This is a genomic window from Cedecea neteri NBRC 105707 = ATCC 33855, assembly GCF_001571265.1.
In the GTDB taxonomy this organism is placed as follows: Bacteria; Pseudomonadota; Gammaproteobacteria; order Enterobacterales; family Enterobacteriaceae; genus Cedecea; species Cedecea neteri.
This window is the reverse complement of the sequence record NZ_BCTL01000060.1, coordinates 1-16,586: the sequence shown is the minus strand read 5'-3', so window position 1 is coordinate 16,586 and position 16,586 is coordinate 1. Positions and strand designations below refer to the sequence as shown.

Here is a 16,586-nt window from a genome sequence, read left to right as displayed (position 1 = left end):
TTATGAATCATGTTATTAACATTTTATTCTTTATTGCTCATCAATTAATTAACCTCCGATTTCCAACATCCTTTTTTCTTTTTGTCAGTCGTTATTGATGAAGAAAAACTCTACATGTATCAAAAAATAAACAATCCAAAATCGATATAGTCAAAAACCTAACTAATTGATTGATAACTAATCATGTCACATTTCGGGTCATTAACGCCGAGGGGATCGCTTGGCCTTTAAACGGACGGCCTGAGCGGCAATACATTTTCATATGAGGATCTTAGATCTTATTTAACAAATAGCTTCTGGGGGTTACATGGAATTTGCTCTACAACTGATTATTATTTTAATTTGTCTGTTCTACGGCGCAAAAAAAGGAGGTATTGCACTTGGGCTGCTAGGTGGAATTGGCCTGGTCATTCTGGTCTTTGTTTTTCATCTTAAACCCGGGAAACCGCCCATTGATGTGATGCTGGTTATTATTGCAGTAGTTGCGGCCTCTTCCACGCTGCAGGCTTCTGGTGGGTTAGACGTCATGCTGCAGATTGCCGAAAAATTGCTGAGGCGCAACCCCAAATATGTCTCTATCGTCGCTCCCTTTGTTACCTGTATTCTGACGATACTCTGTGGTACGGGGCACGTAGTCTACACAATCCTGCCAATTATTTATGATGTTGCCATCAAGAATAATATCCGCCCTGAGCGACCTATGGCGGCAAGTTCTATCGGTGCCCAAATGGGGATTATTGCCAGCCCGGTTTCCGTCGCGGTAGTGTCGCTGGTCGCCATGCTCGGTAATGTGACCTTCAACGGTAATCACCTGGAATTCCTCGATCTCCTTGCCATTACTATTCCGTCAACGCTATTGGGTATTATGGCCATCGGTATTTTCAGCTGGTTTCGCGGTAAGGATTTAGATAAAGACGAGACATTCCAGGCTTTTATCTCTATTCCGGAAAATCACCATTATGTTTATGGCGACACGGCGACTCTGCTGGATAAAAAATTGCCAATGGCTAACTGGATTGCAATGTGGATTTTCCTGGCATCGATTGCAGTTGTAGCCTTATTAGGCGCTTTTTCAGAGCTTCGACCGATGTTTGATGGTAAGCCACTTTCGATGGTATTGGTTATTCAGATGTTCATGCTGCTTTCGGGCGCGCTGATTATCATCATCACTAAAACGAATCCCGCCGCCATTTCCAGGAATGAGGTCTTCCGTTCCGGGATGATCGCGATTGTTGCGGTCTATGGTATCGCATGGATGGCGGAGACCATGTTTGGTGCACATATGTCGGAGATTAAAAGTGTACTAGGGGAGATGGTGAAGGAGTTCCCGTGGGCATATGCTATCGTTCTGCTATTGGTTTCTAAGTTTGTCAATTCTCAGGCTGCAGCGCTGGCGGCGATAGTCCCTATTGCTTTGGCTATTGGCGTCGATCCTGCGTATATCATAGCCTCGGCTCCGGCGTGCTACGGCTATTATATTCTGCCAACTTACCCAAGTGACCTCGCGGCCATTCAATTTGATCGGTCAGGCACCACGCATATAGGTCGCTTTGTGATAAATCACAGCTTTATTCTGCCTGGATTAATCGGTGTGAGTGTTTCGTGTATTTTTGGCTGGATTCTTGCCGCGATGTACGGCTTCATATAATCAAAAAAACAGGCGCCCTGAAGGCGCCTGTCATCAAAAGCGGCTATTTCACCAGCGGCAGGCGGCGGTAAAGCTCAATCATATCGGTGGCCAGATCCTGAATAACCATCGCGTTCATCAGGTGGTCCTGAGAGTGAACGGTAATCAGGTTGACCGGCAGTTTGCCGGAGCCTTCATCCAGGCCAATTAGCTGGGTCTGGATTTTATGGGCGTGTTTAACGAATTCGTGTGACTCTTCCATTGCCTTCTCGGCACCGTCAAAATCACCTTTACGTGCCAGCTGCAAAGCAGTCAGGGCCTGGCTACGTGCGCTGCCGGCGTTGACCAGCAGTTCCATAATAATTGATTCTAAATCTTCCACATCTTACTCCATCATTTTCAGGGCGTTATCAAGCACCACGTCGCCTTTCATCAGGCCGTAATCCATCATGTCGATAACGACGACTTTTTTACCCAGAGGATCGGCAAGGGCCTGAAGTTTGGCCTGCTCGTATTTCACTTGCGGACCGAGCAGAACGATGTCGGCGCGTTCGATATTCTCTTTAAACTCTGCAACAGGCACAGCCTTGATTGAGACTTCGATGCCTTTCTTTTGTGCGGCGTCAACCATACGTTGCACCAGGATGCTGGTCGACATACCGGCAGCACAACACAACACGATATTTTTCATAGTTCGCTCTCAATGTCCGAAGGATACAGAGATATTTATCCGGCACAGGGGGCGGCAACAACCGCTTTAACCCGATTGTGTGTCAGGTATCACAAAAGAAACCACAGAAAACTGAAACCGGTTACATTTTTGCTTTTTCTCGAAGAATCAAGACGGCAGTTGTGAAGGCGGAGCGGCATGAGGAAGCGTTTGCTGCCGCTCCGGTCAGATATCTGAACTGACCGGAGGACAGTATTTGGACGGCAGAGAAGCGACAACGACAGATTGCCGTTCTTTCGGTAAACGCCGAAACTTATCCTTCCCCTTGCTGTGTGTTACATCAGGATTGCGCGTTTCTTCCCAGATAACTATCCCAGTCCTTCCAGACCGGCTGTAAACCGGACTTGCGAAGCACGGCGGCAACTTCCTGCGGTGTTCTGCCATCGTGCGGCGCAAACTGTTCCAGTTCTGGGTGGTTATCGGCATAGCCGCCCGGCTGAGTTTTTGAAAACGCGCTGACGTTATTAATCGCCAGCGGGATCACGTGGTCGCGGAACCACGGCGATTCCCGGGTCGAAAGCGACAGTTCCACGTCCGGCGCAAGCAGGCGAAACGCACAAATCACCTGCACCAGCTGCTGCTCGGTCATGATGGACGCGGGTTCTACGCCGCCGGTGCAGGGGCGCAGGCGCGGGAAGGAGATCGAATAGCGGCTTTGCCAGTAGCGCTGCTGCAGCCAAAGCAGGTGTTCAGCCACTATAAAACAGTCGGTGCGCCAGCTGTCCGACAGGCCAATCAGCGCACCCAGCCCAATCTTATCTATGCCCGCGCGCCCAAGCCTGTCGGGCGTTTCCAGCCGCCAGAAAAAGTCCTGTTTGTTGCCTTTCAGATGATGCTGCGCGTAGGTTGCCGGATGATAGGTTTCCTGGTAGACCATCACGCCGTCGAGTCCGAGCGTTTTTAGCTCCGCATACTCATGCTCGTCCAGCGGCTGAACTTCCATGTGCAGCGAGCTAAAGCGACGGCGAATGGCCGGCAGATGCTGGCGGAAATAGTCCATGCCGACTTTGGTCTGATGTTCGCCGGTGACCAGCAAAAGGTGTTCAAAGCCTAGCGCCCGGATAGCCGCACACTCACGCTCAATCTCCGCTTCATCCAGCGTCTTGCGTTTCAACTTGTTGCTCATGGAAAAACCGCAGTAAGTGCAGTCGTTGGCGCACAGGTTAGAGAGATAGAGCGGCACGTAAAAACTGACTGTATTGCCGAAGCGCTGGCGCGTAAGCTGCTGCGCTCGCTGAGCCAGAGGCTCGAGGTAACGGCCGGCGGCGGGGGAGAGTAAAGCCATCAAGCCCTCTCGCGTCAGGCGAGGTGAGTTAATCGCTCGTTCGACGTCTGCCGCCGTCTTAGCGTTAATGCTCAGAGTGATATCGTCCCAGTCCAGCTGCCGCCAGCGGTCAGTAAAGGTTTCTGCCATCAGGCATTCTCCTCGCTAAACTGCAGGAAGCTGGTTAGCGGGCTGGAAGCCTGTGCCTGCTGGTGGCGTGAACCTAACCCGGACTGGGCTGCAAGGTGCCCGGCTTCGACGGCCAGGCGGAAAGCTTGAGCCATTTGCACCGAGTCACGGGCGACGGCTATTGCGGTATTCACCAGCACGGCCGAGGCACCCATTTCTAACGCTTCGGTTGCATGGCTTGGTGCGCCGATCCCGGCATCTACCACCACCGGCACTCGCGATTGCTCAATGATTATCTCCAGTAGCGCGCGGGTTTGCAGGCCCTGGTTTGAACCGATAGGCGCACCGAGCGGCATTACTGCCGCGCAGCCGGCTTCTTCCAGGCGTTTGCACAGCACCGGATCGGCGCCGCAGTAGGGCAGCACCACGAATCCCTGCTTCACCAGGGCTTCAGCGGCTTTCAACGTTTCAATGGGATCCGGCAATAAATAGCGAGCGTCGGGATGGATCTCCAGCTTCACCCAGTTTGTGCCGAGCGCTTCACGGGCAAGCTGAGCTGCAAAAATAGCTTCTTCTGCCGTTTTCGCCCCGGAAGTATTTGGCAGCAGATGTACACCTGCCTGTTTAAGCGGCATAAGAATGTCATCGTTGTGGCCACGCAGGTCCACACGCTTCATCGCCATGGTGACCAGCTGTGAGCCAGAAGCGCGGATCGCGTCGATCATCACCTGGCTGGAAGAGAATTTCCCGGTGCCGGTGAACAGGCGAGAGGAAAAGGTTTTATCAGCAATCTGTAACATATCAGCCCCCGGCAATTGCCTGAAACAGCAGAATAGAGTCCCCCTCGCGAAGCAGATAATTGCTCCACTGTTCGCGCGGGATGATGGTTTGGTTAACGGCCAGTGCTGCGCCAGCTTTGCCCTGCTCAAGCTGAGCCAGCAGGGCGGCGAGCGTCATACCTTCCGTGCATTCCAGAGGCTCATCGTTAAACTGAATGCGCATCGCGACCTCCGCAGACCGGGCAGGTAACCGACTTTTGCATCGCCAGCGTGCGCCAGCTGTGCTGCCGGGCGTCAAACAGGCGCAGAGAGCCGGTTGCAGGCATCATGCCGGTAAGTAATTTGATGGCTTCCAGCGCCTGAAGCGTGCCCATTACGCCCACGACCGGGCCGATGACGCCGGAGGTGCGGCAGTTGCGTTCGGGTTCGTTTTCGTCAGGCCAGACGCAGCGGTAACAGCCATGTTCCCAGGGCGGGGTTAGCACCATCATCTGGCCGCCAAAACCTACGGCGCTGGCGGCGATCAGCGGTGTATTCGCCGCCACGCAGGCGGCGTTTACCGCCTGGCGAGTTGCCATATTGTCGCTGCAATCCAGCACTACATCGGCTTCGTTTACGGCCTTCACCAGCGAAGATCCCACCAGCCTTTCGGCCAGCGGCACAATGTTTACGCCCGGATTCAGGCGCTGCAAATGCTGGTGGGCGACGGTAGATTTAGGGCGATCGATATCTTCAGAAGTGAACAAAATCTGGCGCTGGAGGTTGCTGATATGTACCTTGTCATCGTCCGCGACGATAAGTTTGCCGACGCCCGCGGCGGCGAGATACAGCGCAGCAGGAGAACCTAACCCGCCAAGCCCGACGACCAGCGCCGTGCTGGACAGCAGTTTTTCCTGCCCTTCAATGGCCACGTCTTCCAGCAATAGCTGGCGGCTATAGCGCATAAAATCCGCGTCATTCATCGCCGGTTCCTGCCAGTTCAAGTAATTGCCTGGTTGCCGCTTGCCAGTCGGGAGCCTGCGTAATGGCGCTGACGACGGCCACGCTGCCAACCCCGGTCGCTAAAACGGCAGGTACTCTATCGATACTTATCCCGCCGATGGCAACGGTGGAATAGTCGCCCAGAGTTTGAATGTGTTCCGCCAGCTTGTTCAGCCCCTGCGGGGAAGAAGGCATTTGCTTGGTTTGGGTGGGAAAGACATGGCCCAGCGCGATGTAAGACGGATTCGCGCTTAAGGCACGATCCATTTCCATGTTGTCGTGGGTAGAAAGCCCAAGGCGAAGCCCGGCTTCGCTTATCGCCGTCAGGTTAGCCACGTCCATATCTTCCTGGCCGAGATGCACGCCGTAGGCGCCGTGTTTGATCGCCAGTCGCCAGTAATCGTTGATGAACAGGCGGGCGTTATAGCGTTCCCCCAGCGCAATGGCTGCGATGACGTCAGTTTCAACCTCTTCGTCACGCTTGTCTTTAATGCGGAGCTGAATAGTTTTGACGCCCGCGCCCAGCAGACGCTCGATCCATTCCACGCTGTCGACGACCGGGTAAAGGCCAAGCCTGCGCGAAGTTGCCGGAAAATTGAGTTTTGACATTATGCTTCCTCCTGTCTGAGATAAATTTCACCGCCTCTGGCACGGAAGTGCTGAGACATATCTTCCATGCCTGCGTCTATCGCCTGTTTTGCGGCGTAGTCCCGCACTTCCTGCGTGATTTTCATGGAGCAAAACTTAGGGCCGCACATGGAACAGAAATGCGCGACTTTGCCGGATTCCTGCGGCAGGGTTTCATCGTGGTAAGCGCGGGCGGTGAAGGGGTCAAGCGCCAGGTTGAACTGGTCCTCCCAGCGGAATTCAAAGCGTGCTTTGGACATCGCGTTATCGCGGATTTGTGCGCCAGGATGGCCTTTGGCCAGGTCAGCGGCGTGAGCGGCAATCTTGTAGGTAATCAGCCCCTGCTTAACGTCCTCTTTGTTCGGCAGGCCGAGATGCTCTTTCGGCGTCACGTAGCAGAGCATGGCGCAGCCAAACCAGCCGATCATGGCGGCACCAATGCCGGAGGTGAAGTGGTCATAGCCAGGCGCGATATCGGTCGTTAACGGGCCGAGTGTATAGAAAGGCGCTTCGTGGCAATGCTCCAGCTCTTCGGTCATGTTGCGGCGAATCATCTGCATCGGCACGTGGCCCGGGCCCTCAATCATCACCTGGACGTCGTATTCCCAGGTGATTTTGGTCAGCTCGCCCAGCGTATGCAGCTCGGCAAACTGCGCTTCGTCGTTGGCATCCTGTATTGAGCCGGGGCGTAAACCATCCCCCAGCGAAAGTGAAACGTCGTAGGCGGCGCAGATCTCGCAAATCTCGCGGAAGTGCTCGTACAGGAAGTTTTCCTGATGATGGGACAGGCACCACTTTGCCATAATCGAACCGCCGCGTGACACGATGCCGGTCAGGCGTTTCGCCGTCATCGGCACGTAGCGCAGCAGCACGCCCGCGTGAATAGTGAAGTAGTCCACGCCTTGTTCTGCCTGCTCCAGTAGTGTGTCGCGGAACATTTCCCAGTTCAGGTCTTCGGCGATGCCGTTCGCTTTCTCCAGCGCCTGGTAGATCGGCACAGTGCCTATGGGCACCGGGCTGTTGCGTAGGATCCATTCCCGCGTTTCGTGAATGTAGCGACCGGTTGAGAGATCCATCACCGTGTCTGCCCCCCAGCGGGTGGCCCACACCAGCTTCTCCACCTCTTCTTCAATGGAAGAAGTGACAGCCGAGTTGCCGATATTGGCGTTCACCTTCACCAGAAAATTGCGGCCGATAATCATCGGCTCTGATTCAGGGTGGTTGATATTGGCGGGAATAATCGCTCGCCCGGCAGCAACTTCATTACGGACAAACTCCGGCGTGATGTTTTCCGGCAGGCTGGCACCAAACCCTTCACCTGGATGCTGGTGGCGCAGGACTTCATCGCGGATGCGCTCGCGCCCCATATTTTCGCGAATGGCGATGAATTCCATCTCCGGCGTAACGATTCCCCGGCGGGCGTAATGCAGTTGAGTGACACATTTTCCGGTTATCGCGCGGCGAGGTTTTGACTGAGTTTCAAAGCGCAATTCGTCCAGGCCGTCGTCGGCCAGGCGTGCTTTTGTATAAGCGGAACTGCGTTCACCCAGCGTTTCGCTGTCACGCCGGTCGGCAATCCAGGCGCTGCGCAGGGGAGATAGTCCGTTTAACACGTTTATGGCGATGTCGGGATCGCCATATGGGCCGGAGGTATCGTAGACGGGAACCGCGTCGTTCGGCTGATATTGCGGGGCATCTTTTCTGCCGCCGGTGAGCGTCGGGCTGAGCTGGATTTCGCGCATTGGGACGCGGATATCTTCGCGTGACCCGGCCAGATAGATGCGCTGAGAGCTGGGGAAGGCGGTGCCTTCAAGCGTATTGATAAAGTGTTGGGCGGCAGCTCGCTGTTCGCGGCGGCCTGGTTTTTTTTCAGATGCAGACATAGCTCATTCCAGGTTTAATCAGGATATGGCTTGTCAGGACAACGGAAGGAGTAATGGATATGGGCCGCCCGAGAACGGGTGCACCCAAAGACAGAATTACTCTTGTTCCCTTCGCAGGTTCTAACCTGATCAGGTTCCGCGGATCCCGAATTAACGGTCTCAGCCGGTGCATAACGCACTCGGCACTCCGACAAGAATGATCCCACCTTGCGGTGGGAAAGTTGTAAATTACTCGTTAATAGCTAACAACTCAAGCTGGACTTGCCAGCCCGGCAGCATCGCTGGCGCTGCCGTCAAGGTTGTTATCGATCGCCAGGAGGACTAGCTTATCCTCAAGGGTGAAGCGGGCCTCAAGGCACTCGCCAATCTCCGACAGCGCCTGCTGAAACTCGACCCAGCTGTCGCGGCCGATGGCGTTTTCCAGATGGGAGTCGTAGAGGTCCATGATTTGCTGGGTATTAGCTTCCAGTTGAGGGTAGAGCTGGGCTGCACTTAGCAGCGGGCTGCTGCCTTCCAGGTTGCTGATTATGCGCTCGTAAATACTAAAATGACCGGACGAGAGGTAATCCACCAGGCCGTGGCAAAAATTGTCTAACGCTTTTTCGTCGAGCGCGGTGTGTGATTCCTTGTTAGGCTTGATCCCGACCATGTTGTAATAGGCAACCAACAGGTGTTTACGGGCCTGTAGCCACTGGTCAACTAACTCATTACTACCACCAACGCGCTCAGTCAGATTGGCTAACTGGTTCAGCATGATTGAGACTCCGTGAGTTAAAAGATTGAACGCAAACTAACCCAAAAAAGTAAAAACTAATTGTTTATATCAGTGAACACGGGGATGTGCACCAGGTTATGGAACGTGTTATTCAAAACTTAGATCATGGTTGGTGGATAGTCAGCCATGAGCAAAAAATATGGTTGCCACAGGGTGACTTACCTCACGGCAGCGCGGAAGAATTTCAGCTCGTAGGCACCCGAGCCCTGGATATCGGTGAGTGGGAAGGTGAACCCGTCTGGCTGATTCGTGAAAACCGCCGCTCTGACATGGGCTCGCTGCGCCAGCTCCTGGATCGAGATGTGGGCCTGTTCCAGCTGTCTGGGCGAGGCGTTCAACTGGCTGAGTTTTACCGCTCGCATAAGTATTGCGGCTACTGCGGCCATGAAATGCACTTCAGCAAAAGCGAATGGGCGATGCTCTGCGGGCACTGCCGCGAGCGCTACTACCCGCAAATTGCTCCCTGCATTATCGTTGCTATCCGTAAGGACGATCATATCCTGCTGGCTCAGCATACGCGTCATCGCAACGGCGTTTACACCGTGCTGGCCGGATTTGTTGAAGTGGGTGAAACGCTGGAGCAGGCGGTGGCTCGCGAAGTCATGGAAGAGAGCAGCATTCAGGTCAAAAACCTGCGCTACGTGACTTCCCAGCCCTGGCCGTTCCCGCAGTCGCTGATGACCGCATTTATGGCTGATTATCACAGTGGCGAAATCAAAATAGACCCCAAAGAGCTGCTGGATGCCGGCTGGTATCGCTATGACCAACTGCCGCTATTGCCGCCGCCGGGCACTGTGGCACGCCGCTTAATTGAAGATACCGTCGCCCTGTGTCGCGCGGACTATGAATGATAGACTGCGGCGATACAGCTAAAGGAAAGGTAAAAATGACTGAACTGAAGAACGATCGTTACCTGCGCGCCCTGCAGCGCTTGCCGGTAGATATCACTCCGGTGTGGATGATGCGCCAGGCCGGGCGCTATTTGCCGGAATATAAGGCAACGCGCGCTCAGGCAGGCGATTTTATGTCGCTGTGCAAGAACGCCGAGCTGGCCTGCGAAGTCACCCTGCAGCCGCTGCGCCGCTATGCGCTGGATGCGGCGATCCTCTTCTCGGACATTCTGACCATTCCGGACGCGATGGGGCTTGGGCTGTACTTTGAAGCCGGCGAAGGTCCTCGCTTTAGCTCCCCAATTAAAAGCCTGGCCGATGTTCAAAAACTGCCGATTCCCGATCCGGAAGGCGAACTGGCTTACGTGATGAACGCGGTGCGGACTATTCGCCGCGAGCTGAAAGGCGAAGTGCCGCTGATTGGCTTCTCCGGCAGCCCGTGGACGCTGGCCACCTATATGGTAGAAGGCGGCAGCAGCAAAGCCTTTACCGTGATTAAGAAAATGATGTTTGCCGAGCCAAAAGCGCTGCATCTGCTGCTGGATAAGCTGGCACAGAGCGTGACGCTCTACCTGAACGCGCAAATTCGTGCGGGCGCGCAGTCGGTAATGATCTTTGACACCTGGGGCGGCGTGCTGAGCGGGCGTGATTACAAAGAGTTCTCGCTCTATTACATGCACAAAATTGTCGATGGTTTGCTACGTGAAAACGATGGCCGCCGTGTGCCGGTAACGCTGTTCACCAAAGGCGGCGGGCAGTGGCTTGAAGCCATGGCGGAAACCGGCTGCGACGCGCTGGGCTTGGACTGGACGACGGACATCGCCGATGCTCGCCGTCGCGTAGGCCATAAAGTTGCTTTGCAGGGCAATATGGACCCTTCCATGCTTTACGCTCAGCCTGCACGTATCGAAGAAGAAGTTGCCACTATTCTTGCCGGTTTCGGCCAGGGAGAAGGGCACGTCTTTAACCTGGGCCACGGTATTCATCAGGATGTTCCGCCGGAGCATGCGGGCGTCTTTGTGGAAGCAGTGCATCGCCTGTCGGCGCAATATCACCGCGCTTAAGGAAAAAGAGGGATGGATCTCGCAGCATTACGAGAGCAGCAGCTAGATCTGGCCTCAAAGGTGATCCGCGAGGATCGCCTTGACCAGGATCCGCCGCGTTTGATCGCCGGAGCCGATGTCGGCTTTGAACAGGGTGGAGACGTCACCCGCGCTGCCATCGTTTTGTTGAGCTATCCGTCTCTTGAGCTGGTTGAATATCAGGTGGCAAGAATTGCCACCACCATGCCTTATATCCCCGGTTTTTTATCCTTTCGAGAATATCCTGCGCTGCTTGAAGCGTGGAGTATGCTTTCGCAGAAACCCGATCTGGTGTTTGTGGACGGGCACGGCATCTCGCATCCCCGCCGTTTAGGCGTAGCCAGCCATTTTGGGCTGCTGGTGGACGTGCCAACTATCGGCGTAGCGAAAAAGCGGCTGTGCGGAAAGTTTGAACCGCTGGGCGACGAGCCGGGCGCTCGTGCGCCGTTGATGGATAAAGGCGAGCAGCTGGCATGGGTCTGGCGCAGTAAAAAACGCTGCAATCCCCTGTTTGTTTCTACCGGGCACCGAGTGAGCCTCGACGGCGCGTTAACGTGGGTTGAGCGCTGCACGGCTGGCTACCGTCTGCCGGAGCCGACCCGCTGGGCCGATGCCGTCGCCTCCGGGCGTCCAGCCTTTAAGCGCCTGCAAGCAATTGGCAGGTGATTCAGGTAAACTGCCGCTAATTTTCCGTCTTTGAGACACCTTCATGTTACAGAACCCAATTCATTTACGCCTGGAGAAGCTCGAAAGCTGGCAGCACGTCACCTTTATGGCCTCTTTATGCGAGCGTATGTACCCGAACTACGCCATGTTTTGTCAGCAAACCGGCTTTGGTGATGCCCAGCTTTATCGCAAGATCCTGGACCTAGTTTGGGAAACCCAAACGGTGAAAGACGCCAAAGTGAACTTTGATAGTCAGTTAGAGAAACTTGAAGAGGCAATTCCTGCGGCTGACGACTATGATATTTACGGTGTCTATCCGGCGATTGACGCGTGCGTGGCGTTGAGTGAGCTTATTCACTCGCGTCTCTCGGGTGAAACGCTGGAGCACGCAATCGAAGTCAGTAAATGTTCAATCACTTCGGTGGCGATGCTGGAAATGACTCAGGCCGGTCGTGAAATGACCGACGAGGAGTTGAGAGCAAACCCGGCGGTAGAAGAAGAATGGGACATTCAGTGGGAGATTTTCCGGCTGCTGGCGGACTGCGAAGAACGCGATATTGAGCTCATTAAGGGGCTTCGTGCTGACCTCCGTGAGGCCGGCATCAGTAATATCGGTATAAATTTGCAGCAGTAAGACAGTAAAACGTGACATACAGTCTGATTTGTCCTCCCTGGAGGCTTCCAATTAACCCCCCGTCTGGTCTACATTTGTGGGGCGAATAAAAGTGGCTATCGGTGCGTGTATGCAGGAGAGTGCTTTTTAGGCATTTCCGTCGCACTCGATGCTTAGCAAGCGATAAACACATTGTAAGGATAACTTATGAACAAGACTCAACTGATTGATGTAATTGCTGACAAGGCTGACCTGTCTAAAGCACAGGCTAAAGCTGCTCTGGAATCCACTCTGGCTGCAATTACTGAGTCTCTGAAAGAAGGTGATGCTGTACAACTGGTTGGTTTCGGTACCTTCAAAGTGAACCACCGTGCTGAGCGCACTGGCCGCAACCCGCAGACCGGTAAAGAAATCAAAATTGCTGCTGCTAACGTGCCGGCATTTGTTTCTGGTAAAGCACTGAAAGACGCGGTTAAGTAAGTTAACGCGTGTCAGTGAACAGTTTTAACAGAGGGGCGTTTACGCCCCTTTTGTCCGTCTGGCGTCCACTACTGGCGCTGGCGGGTGTACTGGCGCTCACGGCTTGCAGCAGTAACAAACTCCCTCCTTTTACCGCTACCGGCTATGTTGCCGATCAGGGTGTAGTGCGCATCTGGCGAAAAGACAACGCCGATGAGTCTACTCATATCCTTACCGCGTTTAGCCCGTGGCAGCACGGCGCCACCACCACCGGTGAATACCGCTGGCAGGGCGACAAACTGACGTTCATCGAACTCAATATTCAGGGCAAGCAGCCGGAGCATGTTAAAGTCCGCTTTGACGACCACGGCGACCTGAGCTTTATGCAGCGGGAAGTGAATAGCCAGAAGCAGCAGCTTTCTAACGATCAGGTGGCTTTGTACCAGTTCAACGCCAATCGTATTCGTGAGACCAGCGAAGCGCTGCGCATCGGCCACGTTGTACTGCGGCAGGGGCGCTGGCACCAGAACGGAACGGTAACGACCTGCGAAGGCGAAACGTTATCACCAAAGCTTGATAGCGCCTCCCTGAGCCATATAGCGCGCCGCCAGAGCAACTCATCTCTCGATGTCAGTATTGCCTGGCTGGAAGCCCCGGAAGGTTCACAGCTGTTGCTGGTGGCGAACCAGAACTTCTGCAGCTGGCAGCCCAAGCCTGGCGACTTCTAGGCATAAAAAAACCGCCACGAGGGCGGTTTAGTCAGTACTGTCGATATTATTTCGTGTTTTCACGCGCAATGGCGCGATAGCCGATATCTGAGCGGCTGAAGCTGCCATCCCAGTGAATATCTTTTTTCAGCTCCAGCGCACGCTGCTGAGCTTTAGCAACCGTCTCGCCGAGCGCGGTCACGCAGAGAACTCGCCCGCCGTTGGTGAGCACGAGATCATCTTCGCTGAGCTTAGTGCCAGCATGGAAGACCTTGCCGTCGGCCACTTCTTCCAGCGGCAGGCCGTGGATAACGTCGCCGTTGCGATAATCGGCCGGATATCCGCCCGCCGCCAGCACGATGCCCAGGGCCGGACGTTCGTCCCACTTAGAGTCTTTCTCATCAAGCTTGCCGTCGCAGGCCGCGAGGCACAGTTCGACCAGGTCTGACTGCAGGCGCAGCATGATGGGCTGAGTTTCCGGGTCACCAAAGCGGCAGTTGAACTCAATCACCTTCGGATTGCCCAGTTTATCGATCATCAACCCGGCATACAGGAAGCCTGTGTAGGTATTCCCTTCGGCCGCCATGCCGCGCACGGTCGGCCAAATTACGCGTTCCATGGTGCGCTGGTGGACTTCGTCAGTCACAACCGGAGCGGGAGAGTAAGCGCCCATACCGCCGGTGTTCGGGCCCGTATCGCCGTCGCCAACGCGCTTATGATCCTGGCTGGTGGCCATCGGCAGGACGTGCTCGCCGTCAACCATCACAATAAAGCTGGCTTCTTCGCCGTCGAGGAACTCTTCAATAACAATGCGGTGGCCCGCATCGCCAAACGCGTTCCCGGCCAGCATGTCATTCACGGCGGCTTCCGCTTCTTCCAGCGTCATTGCCACAATAACGCCTTTACCCGCGGCCAGGCCGTCGGCCTTAATCACGATGGGCGCACCTTTCTCACGCAGGTAAGCCAGCGCAGGCTCAACTTCGGTAAAGTTCTGGTACTCCGCCGTTGGAATGTTGTGACGAGCCAGGAAGTCTTTGGTAAAGGCCTTCGAACCTTCCAGCTGTGCGGCACCTTCGGTTGGCCCGAAGATCTTCAGGCCAGCAGCGCGGAATGCATCCACCACGCCAATCACCAGCGGGGCTTCCGGGCCGACGATGGTTAAGTCGATTTTTTCATTCTGCGCAAAACTCAGCAGGGCCGGAATATCCGTGGCGCCGATGGCGACGTTCTGCAGCGCAGGTTCCAGCGCGGTGCCCGCGTTACCCGGAGCAACAAAGACGGTGCGTACTAAAGGAGACTGAGCGGCTTTCCAGGCCAGCGCATGTTCGCGCCCGCCGTTACCAATAACTAAAACTTTCATCTATAAACGCTCCGGTAATTAATGGCGGAAGTGGCGCATATCGGTGAAGATCATCGCGATCCCATGCTCGTCGGCGGCGGCAATGACTTCATCGTCACGGATAGAACCACCAGGTTGGATAACGCAGCTCACGCCAGCTTCGGCCGCAGCATCAATCCCATCGCGGAACGGGAAGAAGGCGTCAGAGGCCATGGCGGAACCTTTCACTTCCAGGCCTTCATCGCTGGCTTTGATACCGGCAATTTTGGCGGAGTAGACGCGGCTCATCTGGCCGGCGCCTATGCCGATGGTCATATTGTCACGGGCGTAGACAATGGCATTGGATTTAACGAACTTCGCTACCTTCCAGCAGAACAGGGCGTCATGCAGTTCTTGCTCTGTTGGCTGGCGTTTAGTGACAACGCGCAGATCGCCTGCGGTCACCATACCCAGATCGCGATCCTGAACCAGCAGGCCGCCGTTCACACGTTTAAAGTCGAGGCCAGCCGTGCGTTTCTGCCATTGACCACAAACCAGAACGCGGACGTTCTGCTTGGCTGCGGTTATCTTCAGCGCTTCTTCGCTGGCGGAAGGGGCGATGATCACTTCGACGAACTGGCGGGAAATGATCGCCTGTGCGGTTTCAGCGTCCAGCTCGCGGTTGAAGGCGATGATGCCGCCGAAGGCAGACGTTGGATCGGTTTTATAAGCCAGGTTGTAGGCTTCGAGCACGGAACCGCTGACGGCCACGCCGCAAGGGTTGGCATGCTTAACGATAACGCAGGCAGGTTCGTCGAACTCTTTCACGCACTCCAGCGCCGCATCGGTATCCGCGATGTTGTTATAGGAGAGCGCTTTGCCTTGAACCTGGGTGGCGGTTGCCACGGACGCTTCTTTAATTTCTTCTTCTATATAGAAGGCGGCCTGCTGGTGGCTGTTTTCGCCATAGCGCATATCCTGCTTCTTAATGAAGTTCAGGTTCAGCGTGCGTGGGAAGCGCCCGGCAGGATCTTTGCTCTCGCCGTGGTAAGCAGGCACCAGGCTACCGAAGTAGTTAGCAATCATGCTGTCGTAGGCGGCGGTATGCTCAAAAGCTTTGATCGCCAGATCGAAGCGGGTTTCCAGCGTCAGGGATCCTTCGTTCGCGTCCAGCTCGGCAACAATCGTCGGGTAGTCACTGCTTTTTACTACGATCGCCACATCTTTATGGTTCTTGGCCGCGGAGCGAACCATGGTTGGGCCGCCGATATCGATGTTCTCAACCGCATCTTCTAAAGAGCAGTCTTCGCGGGCAACGGTCTGGGCAAACGGATAAAGGTTAACGACGACCATATCAATAGGAGAGATGGCGTGTTCCGCCATGATGGCATCGTCCTGGCCGCGACGGCCCAGAATGCCGCCGTGAACTTTCGGGTGCAGCGTTTTGACGCGTCCGTCCATCATCTCCGGGAAACCGGTGTAGTCGGAGACTTCGGTTACCGGCAGGTTTGCTTCTGCCAGCAGGCGGGCGGTTCCGCCGGTGGACAGCAGCTCCACTCCACGTTGGGAGAGGGCCTGAGCGAATTCGACGATACCGGCTTTGTCAGAAACACTGAGCAGTGCGCGGCGTACAGGACGACGTTGTGACATGGTTTTATCCCTTGGCTTTGGTTCGCATATAGAAGAGCGTTAGCTGAATTTTAGTCTTCACCTTCGTTCTGGCGGCGCAGAAAAGGGAAAATAAGGAAAAGAAGAGACGAAAACTCAGCTAACGCCCCCATCGGGGGTGTCCATTTTATCGCGGTGCATTGTAGCGAAAACGTTTGCGTCGCGCTCGCGAATTTTAAGTTCAAATCCGGATTGTGGATAAGTCTGTGTGCAAATTGGTATAAGGCGGGGTTTTGCTGTGGAATGCAGCAGTCAGTCATTTTTCTGTCATTTTAGTGTTGCAGCGCCGGGAGAACTCCCTATAATGCGCCTCCATCGACACGGAACATGTGAACAACATCACAGAGTAACGGCGGCGATGAGAGTGAAAAAATCCTGAAATTAAGGG

General features: G+C 54.8%; 18 protein-coding genes and 1 riboswitch. Of the genes, 7 read left to right on the top strand and 11 right to left on the bottom strand.

The window, feature by feature from the left end; all coding sequences use genetic code 11:
- Nucleotides 1–307: 307 nt before the first annotated feature.
- The gene (locus CNE01S_RS21110) at nt 308–1,648 is read left to right on the top strand and encodes an anaerobic C4-dicarboxylate transporter (protein ID WP_061278312.1); all 1,341 of its coding nucleotides are present in this window, start codon (nt 308–310) and stop codon (nt 1,646–1,648) included.
- Nucleotides 1,649–1,691: 43 nt separating this feature from the next.
- Here the strand turns inward: CNE01S_RS21110 and CNE01S_RS21105 are convergent, their stop codons facing one another.
- From CNE01S_RS21105 to CNE01S_RS21065, 9 genes are all read right to left on the bottom strand, one after another.
- The gene (locus tag CNE01S_RS21105) at nt 1,692–2,009 is read right to left on the bottom strand and encodes a PTS lactose/cellobiose transporter subunit IIA (RefSeq protein ID WP_061278310.1); all 318 of its coding nucleotides are present in this window, start codon (nt 2,007–2,009) and stop codon (nt 1,692–1,694) included.
- 3 nt (nt 2,010–2,012) lie between these two features.
- Nucleotides 2,013–2,318 (bottom strand): PTS sugar transporter subunit IIB, encoded by a 306-nt coding sequence (locus CNE01S_RS21100; protein WP_061278307.1) that lies wholly within the window; start codon nt 2,316–2,318, stop codon nt 2,013–2,015.
- Nucleotides 2,319–2,637: 319 nt separating this feature from the next.
- A complete protein-coding gene (gene thiH / locus CNE01S_RS21095; RefSeq protein WP_061278305.1) occupies nt 2,638–3,771 on the bottom strand; it encodes a 2-iminoacetate synthase ThiH in 1,134 nt (377 codons plus the stop codon).
- Nucleotides 3,771–4,550 (bottom strand): thiazole synthase, encoded by a 780-nt coding sequence (gene thiG, locus CNE01S_RS21090; protein WP_061278303.1) that lies wholly within the window; start codon nt 4,548–4,550, stop codon nt 3,771–3,773. Before thiG ends, thiH begins: the two co-directional genes overlap by 1 nt.
- A gap of 1 nt (nt 4,551) precedes the next feature.
- On the bottom strand, nt 4,552–4,752 hold the full coding sequence (gene thiS, locus CNE01S_RS21085; protein ID WP_061278301.1) for a sulfur carrier protein ThiS: 201 nt from the start codon (nt 4,750–4,752) through the stop codon (nt 4,552–4,554).
- A complete protein-coding gene (locus CNE01S_RS21080; protein WP_061278299.1) occupies nt 4,736–5,491 on the bottom strand; it encodes a HesA/MoeB/ThiF family protein in 756 nt (251 codons plus the stop codon). Before CNE01S_RS21080 ends, thiS begins: the two co-directional genes overlap by 17 nt.
- Entirely contained in the window at nt 5,484–6,119 is a 636-nt protein-coding gene (thiE, locus tag CNE01S_RS21075) for a thiamine phosphate synthase (RefSeq protein WP_061278296.1), read from the bottom strand. The genes CNE01S_RS21080 and thiE overlap by 8 nt, the downstream gene beginning before the upstream one ends.
- The gene (gene thiC, locus CNE01S_RS21070) at nt 6,119–8,020 is read right to left on the bottom strand and encodes a phosphomethylpyrimidine synthase ThiC (RefSeq protein ID WP_061278294.1); all 1,902 of its coding nucleotides are present in this window, start codon (nt 8,018–8,020) and stop codon (nt 6,119–6,121) included. The genes thiE and thiC overlap by 1 nt, the downstream gene beginning before the upstream one ends.
- Nucleotides 8,021–8,109: 89 nt before the next feature.
- Nucleotides 8,110–8,220, bottom strand: a riboswitch (TPP riboswitch).
- Nucleotides 8,221–8,270: 50 nt separating this feature from the next.
- Nucleotides 8,271–8,774, bottom strand: coding sequence for an Rsd/AlgQ family anti-sigma factor (locus tag CNE01S_RS21065; RefSeq protein WP_061278291.1), 504 nt, complete (start codon nt 8,772–8,774; stop codon nt 8,271–8,273).
- A gap of 98 nt (nt 8,775–8,872) precedes the next feature.
- Here CNE01S_RS21065 and nudC point away from each other — a divergent pair, with 98 nt between their 5' ends.
- The 6 genes from nudC to CNE01S_RS21035 all read left to right on the top strand — a co-directional run bounded on the left by nudC (nt 8,873) and on the right by CNE01S_RS21035 (nt 13,233).
- A complete protein-coding gene (gene nudC / locus CNE01S_RS21060; RefSeq protein ID WP_061278290.1) occupies nt 8,873–9,646 on the top strand; it encodes an NAD(+) diphosphatase in 774 nt (257 codons plus the stop codon).
- A 35-nt stretch (nt 9,647–9,681) separates the two neighbouring features.
- Complete coding sequence (gene hemE, locus CNE01S_RS21055; RefSeq protein ID WP_038476762.1) at nt 9,682–10,749, top strand: uroporphyrinogen decarboxylase; 1,068 nt, start codon at nt 9,682–9,684, stop codon at nt 10,747–10,749.
- Nucleotides 10,750–10,761: 12 nt separating this feature from the next.
- Nucleotides 10,762–11,433, top strand: coding sequence for a deoxyribonuclease V (gene nfi / locus CNE01S_RS21050; RefSeq protein WP_061278288.1), 672 nt, complete (start codon nt 10,762–10,764; stop codon nt 11,431–11,433).
- Nucleotides 11,434–11,476: 43 nt separating this feature from the next.
- Complete coding sequence (locus tag CNE01S_RS21045; protein WP_061278285.1) at nt 11,477–12,067, top strand: YjaG family protein; 591 nt, start codon at nt 11,477–11,479, stop codon at nt 12,065–12,067.
- 186 nt (nt 12,068–12,253) lie between these two features.
- Nucleotides 12,254–12,526: a nucleoid-associated protein HU-alpha gene (hupA, locus tag CNE01S_RS21040; RefSeq protein ID WP_002884342.1), complete on the top strand. Its 273-nt coding sequence runs from the start codon at nt 12,254–12,256 to the stop codon at nt 12,524–12,526.
- Between the two features lie 14 nt (nt 12,527–12,540).
- Nucleotides 12,541–13,233: a DUF1481 domain-containing protein gene (locus tag CNE01S_RS21035; protein WP_039299394.1), complete on the top strand. Its 693-nt coding sequence runs from the start codon at nt 12,541–12,543 to the stop codon at nt 13,231–13,233.
- A gap of 46 nt (nt 13,234–13,279) precedes the next feature.
- Here CNE01S_RS21035 and purD read toward each other — a convergent pair whose 3' ends face one another.
- Both purD and purH read right to left on the bottom strand, forming a co-directional pair.
- Nucleotides 13,280–14,572 (bottom strand): phosphoribosylamine--glycine ligase, encoded by a 1,293-nt coding sequence (gene purD / locus CNE01S_RS21030; protein WP_061278283.1) that lies wholly within the window; start codon nt 14,570–14,572, stop codon nt 13,280–13,282.
- An 18-nt stretch (nt 14,573–14,590) separates the two neighbouring features.
- Nucleotides 14,591–16,180, bottom strand: a complete 1,590-nt coding sequence (gene purH, locus CNE01S_RS21025) for a bifunctional phosphoribosylaminoimidazolecarboxamide formyltransferase/IMP cyclohydrolase (protein WP_061278281.1) — start codon at nt 16,178–16,180, stop codon at nt 14,591–14,593.
- Nucleotides 16,181–16,586 lie beyond the last annotated feature (406 nt).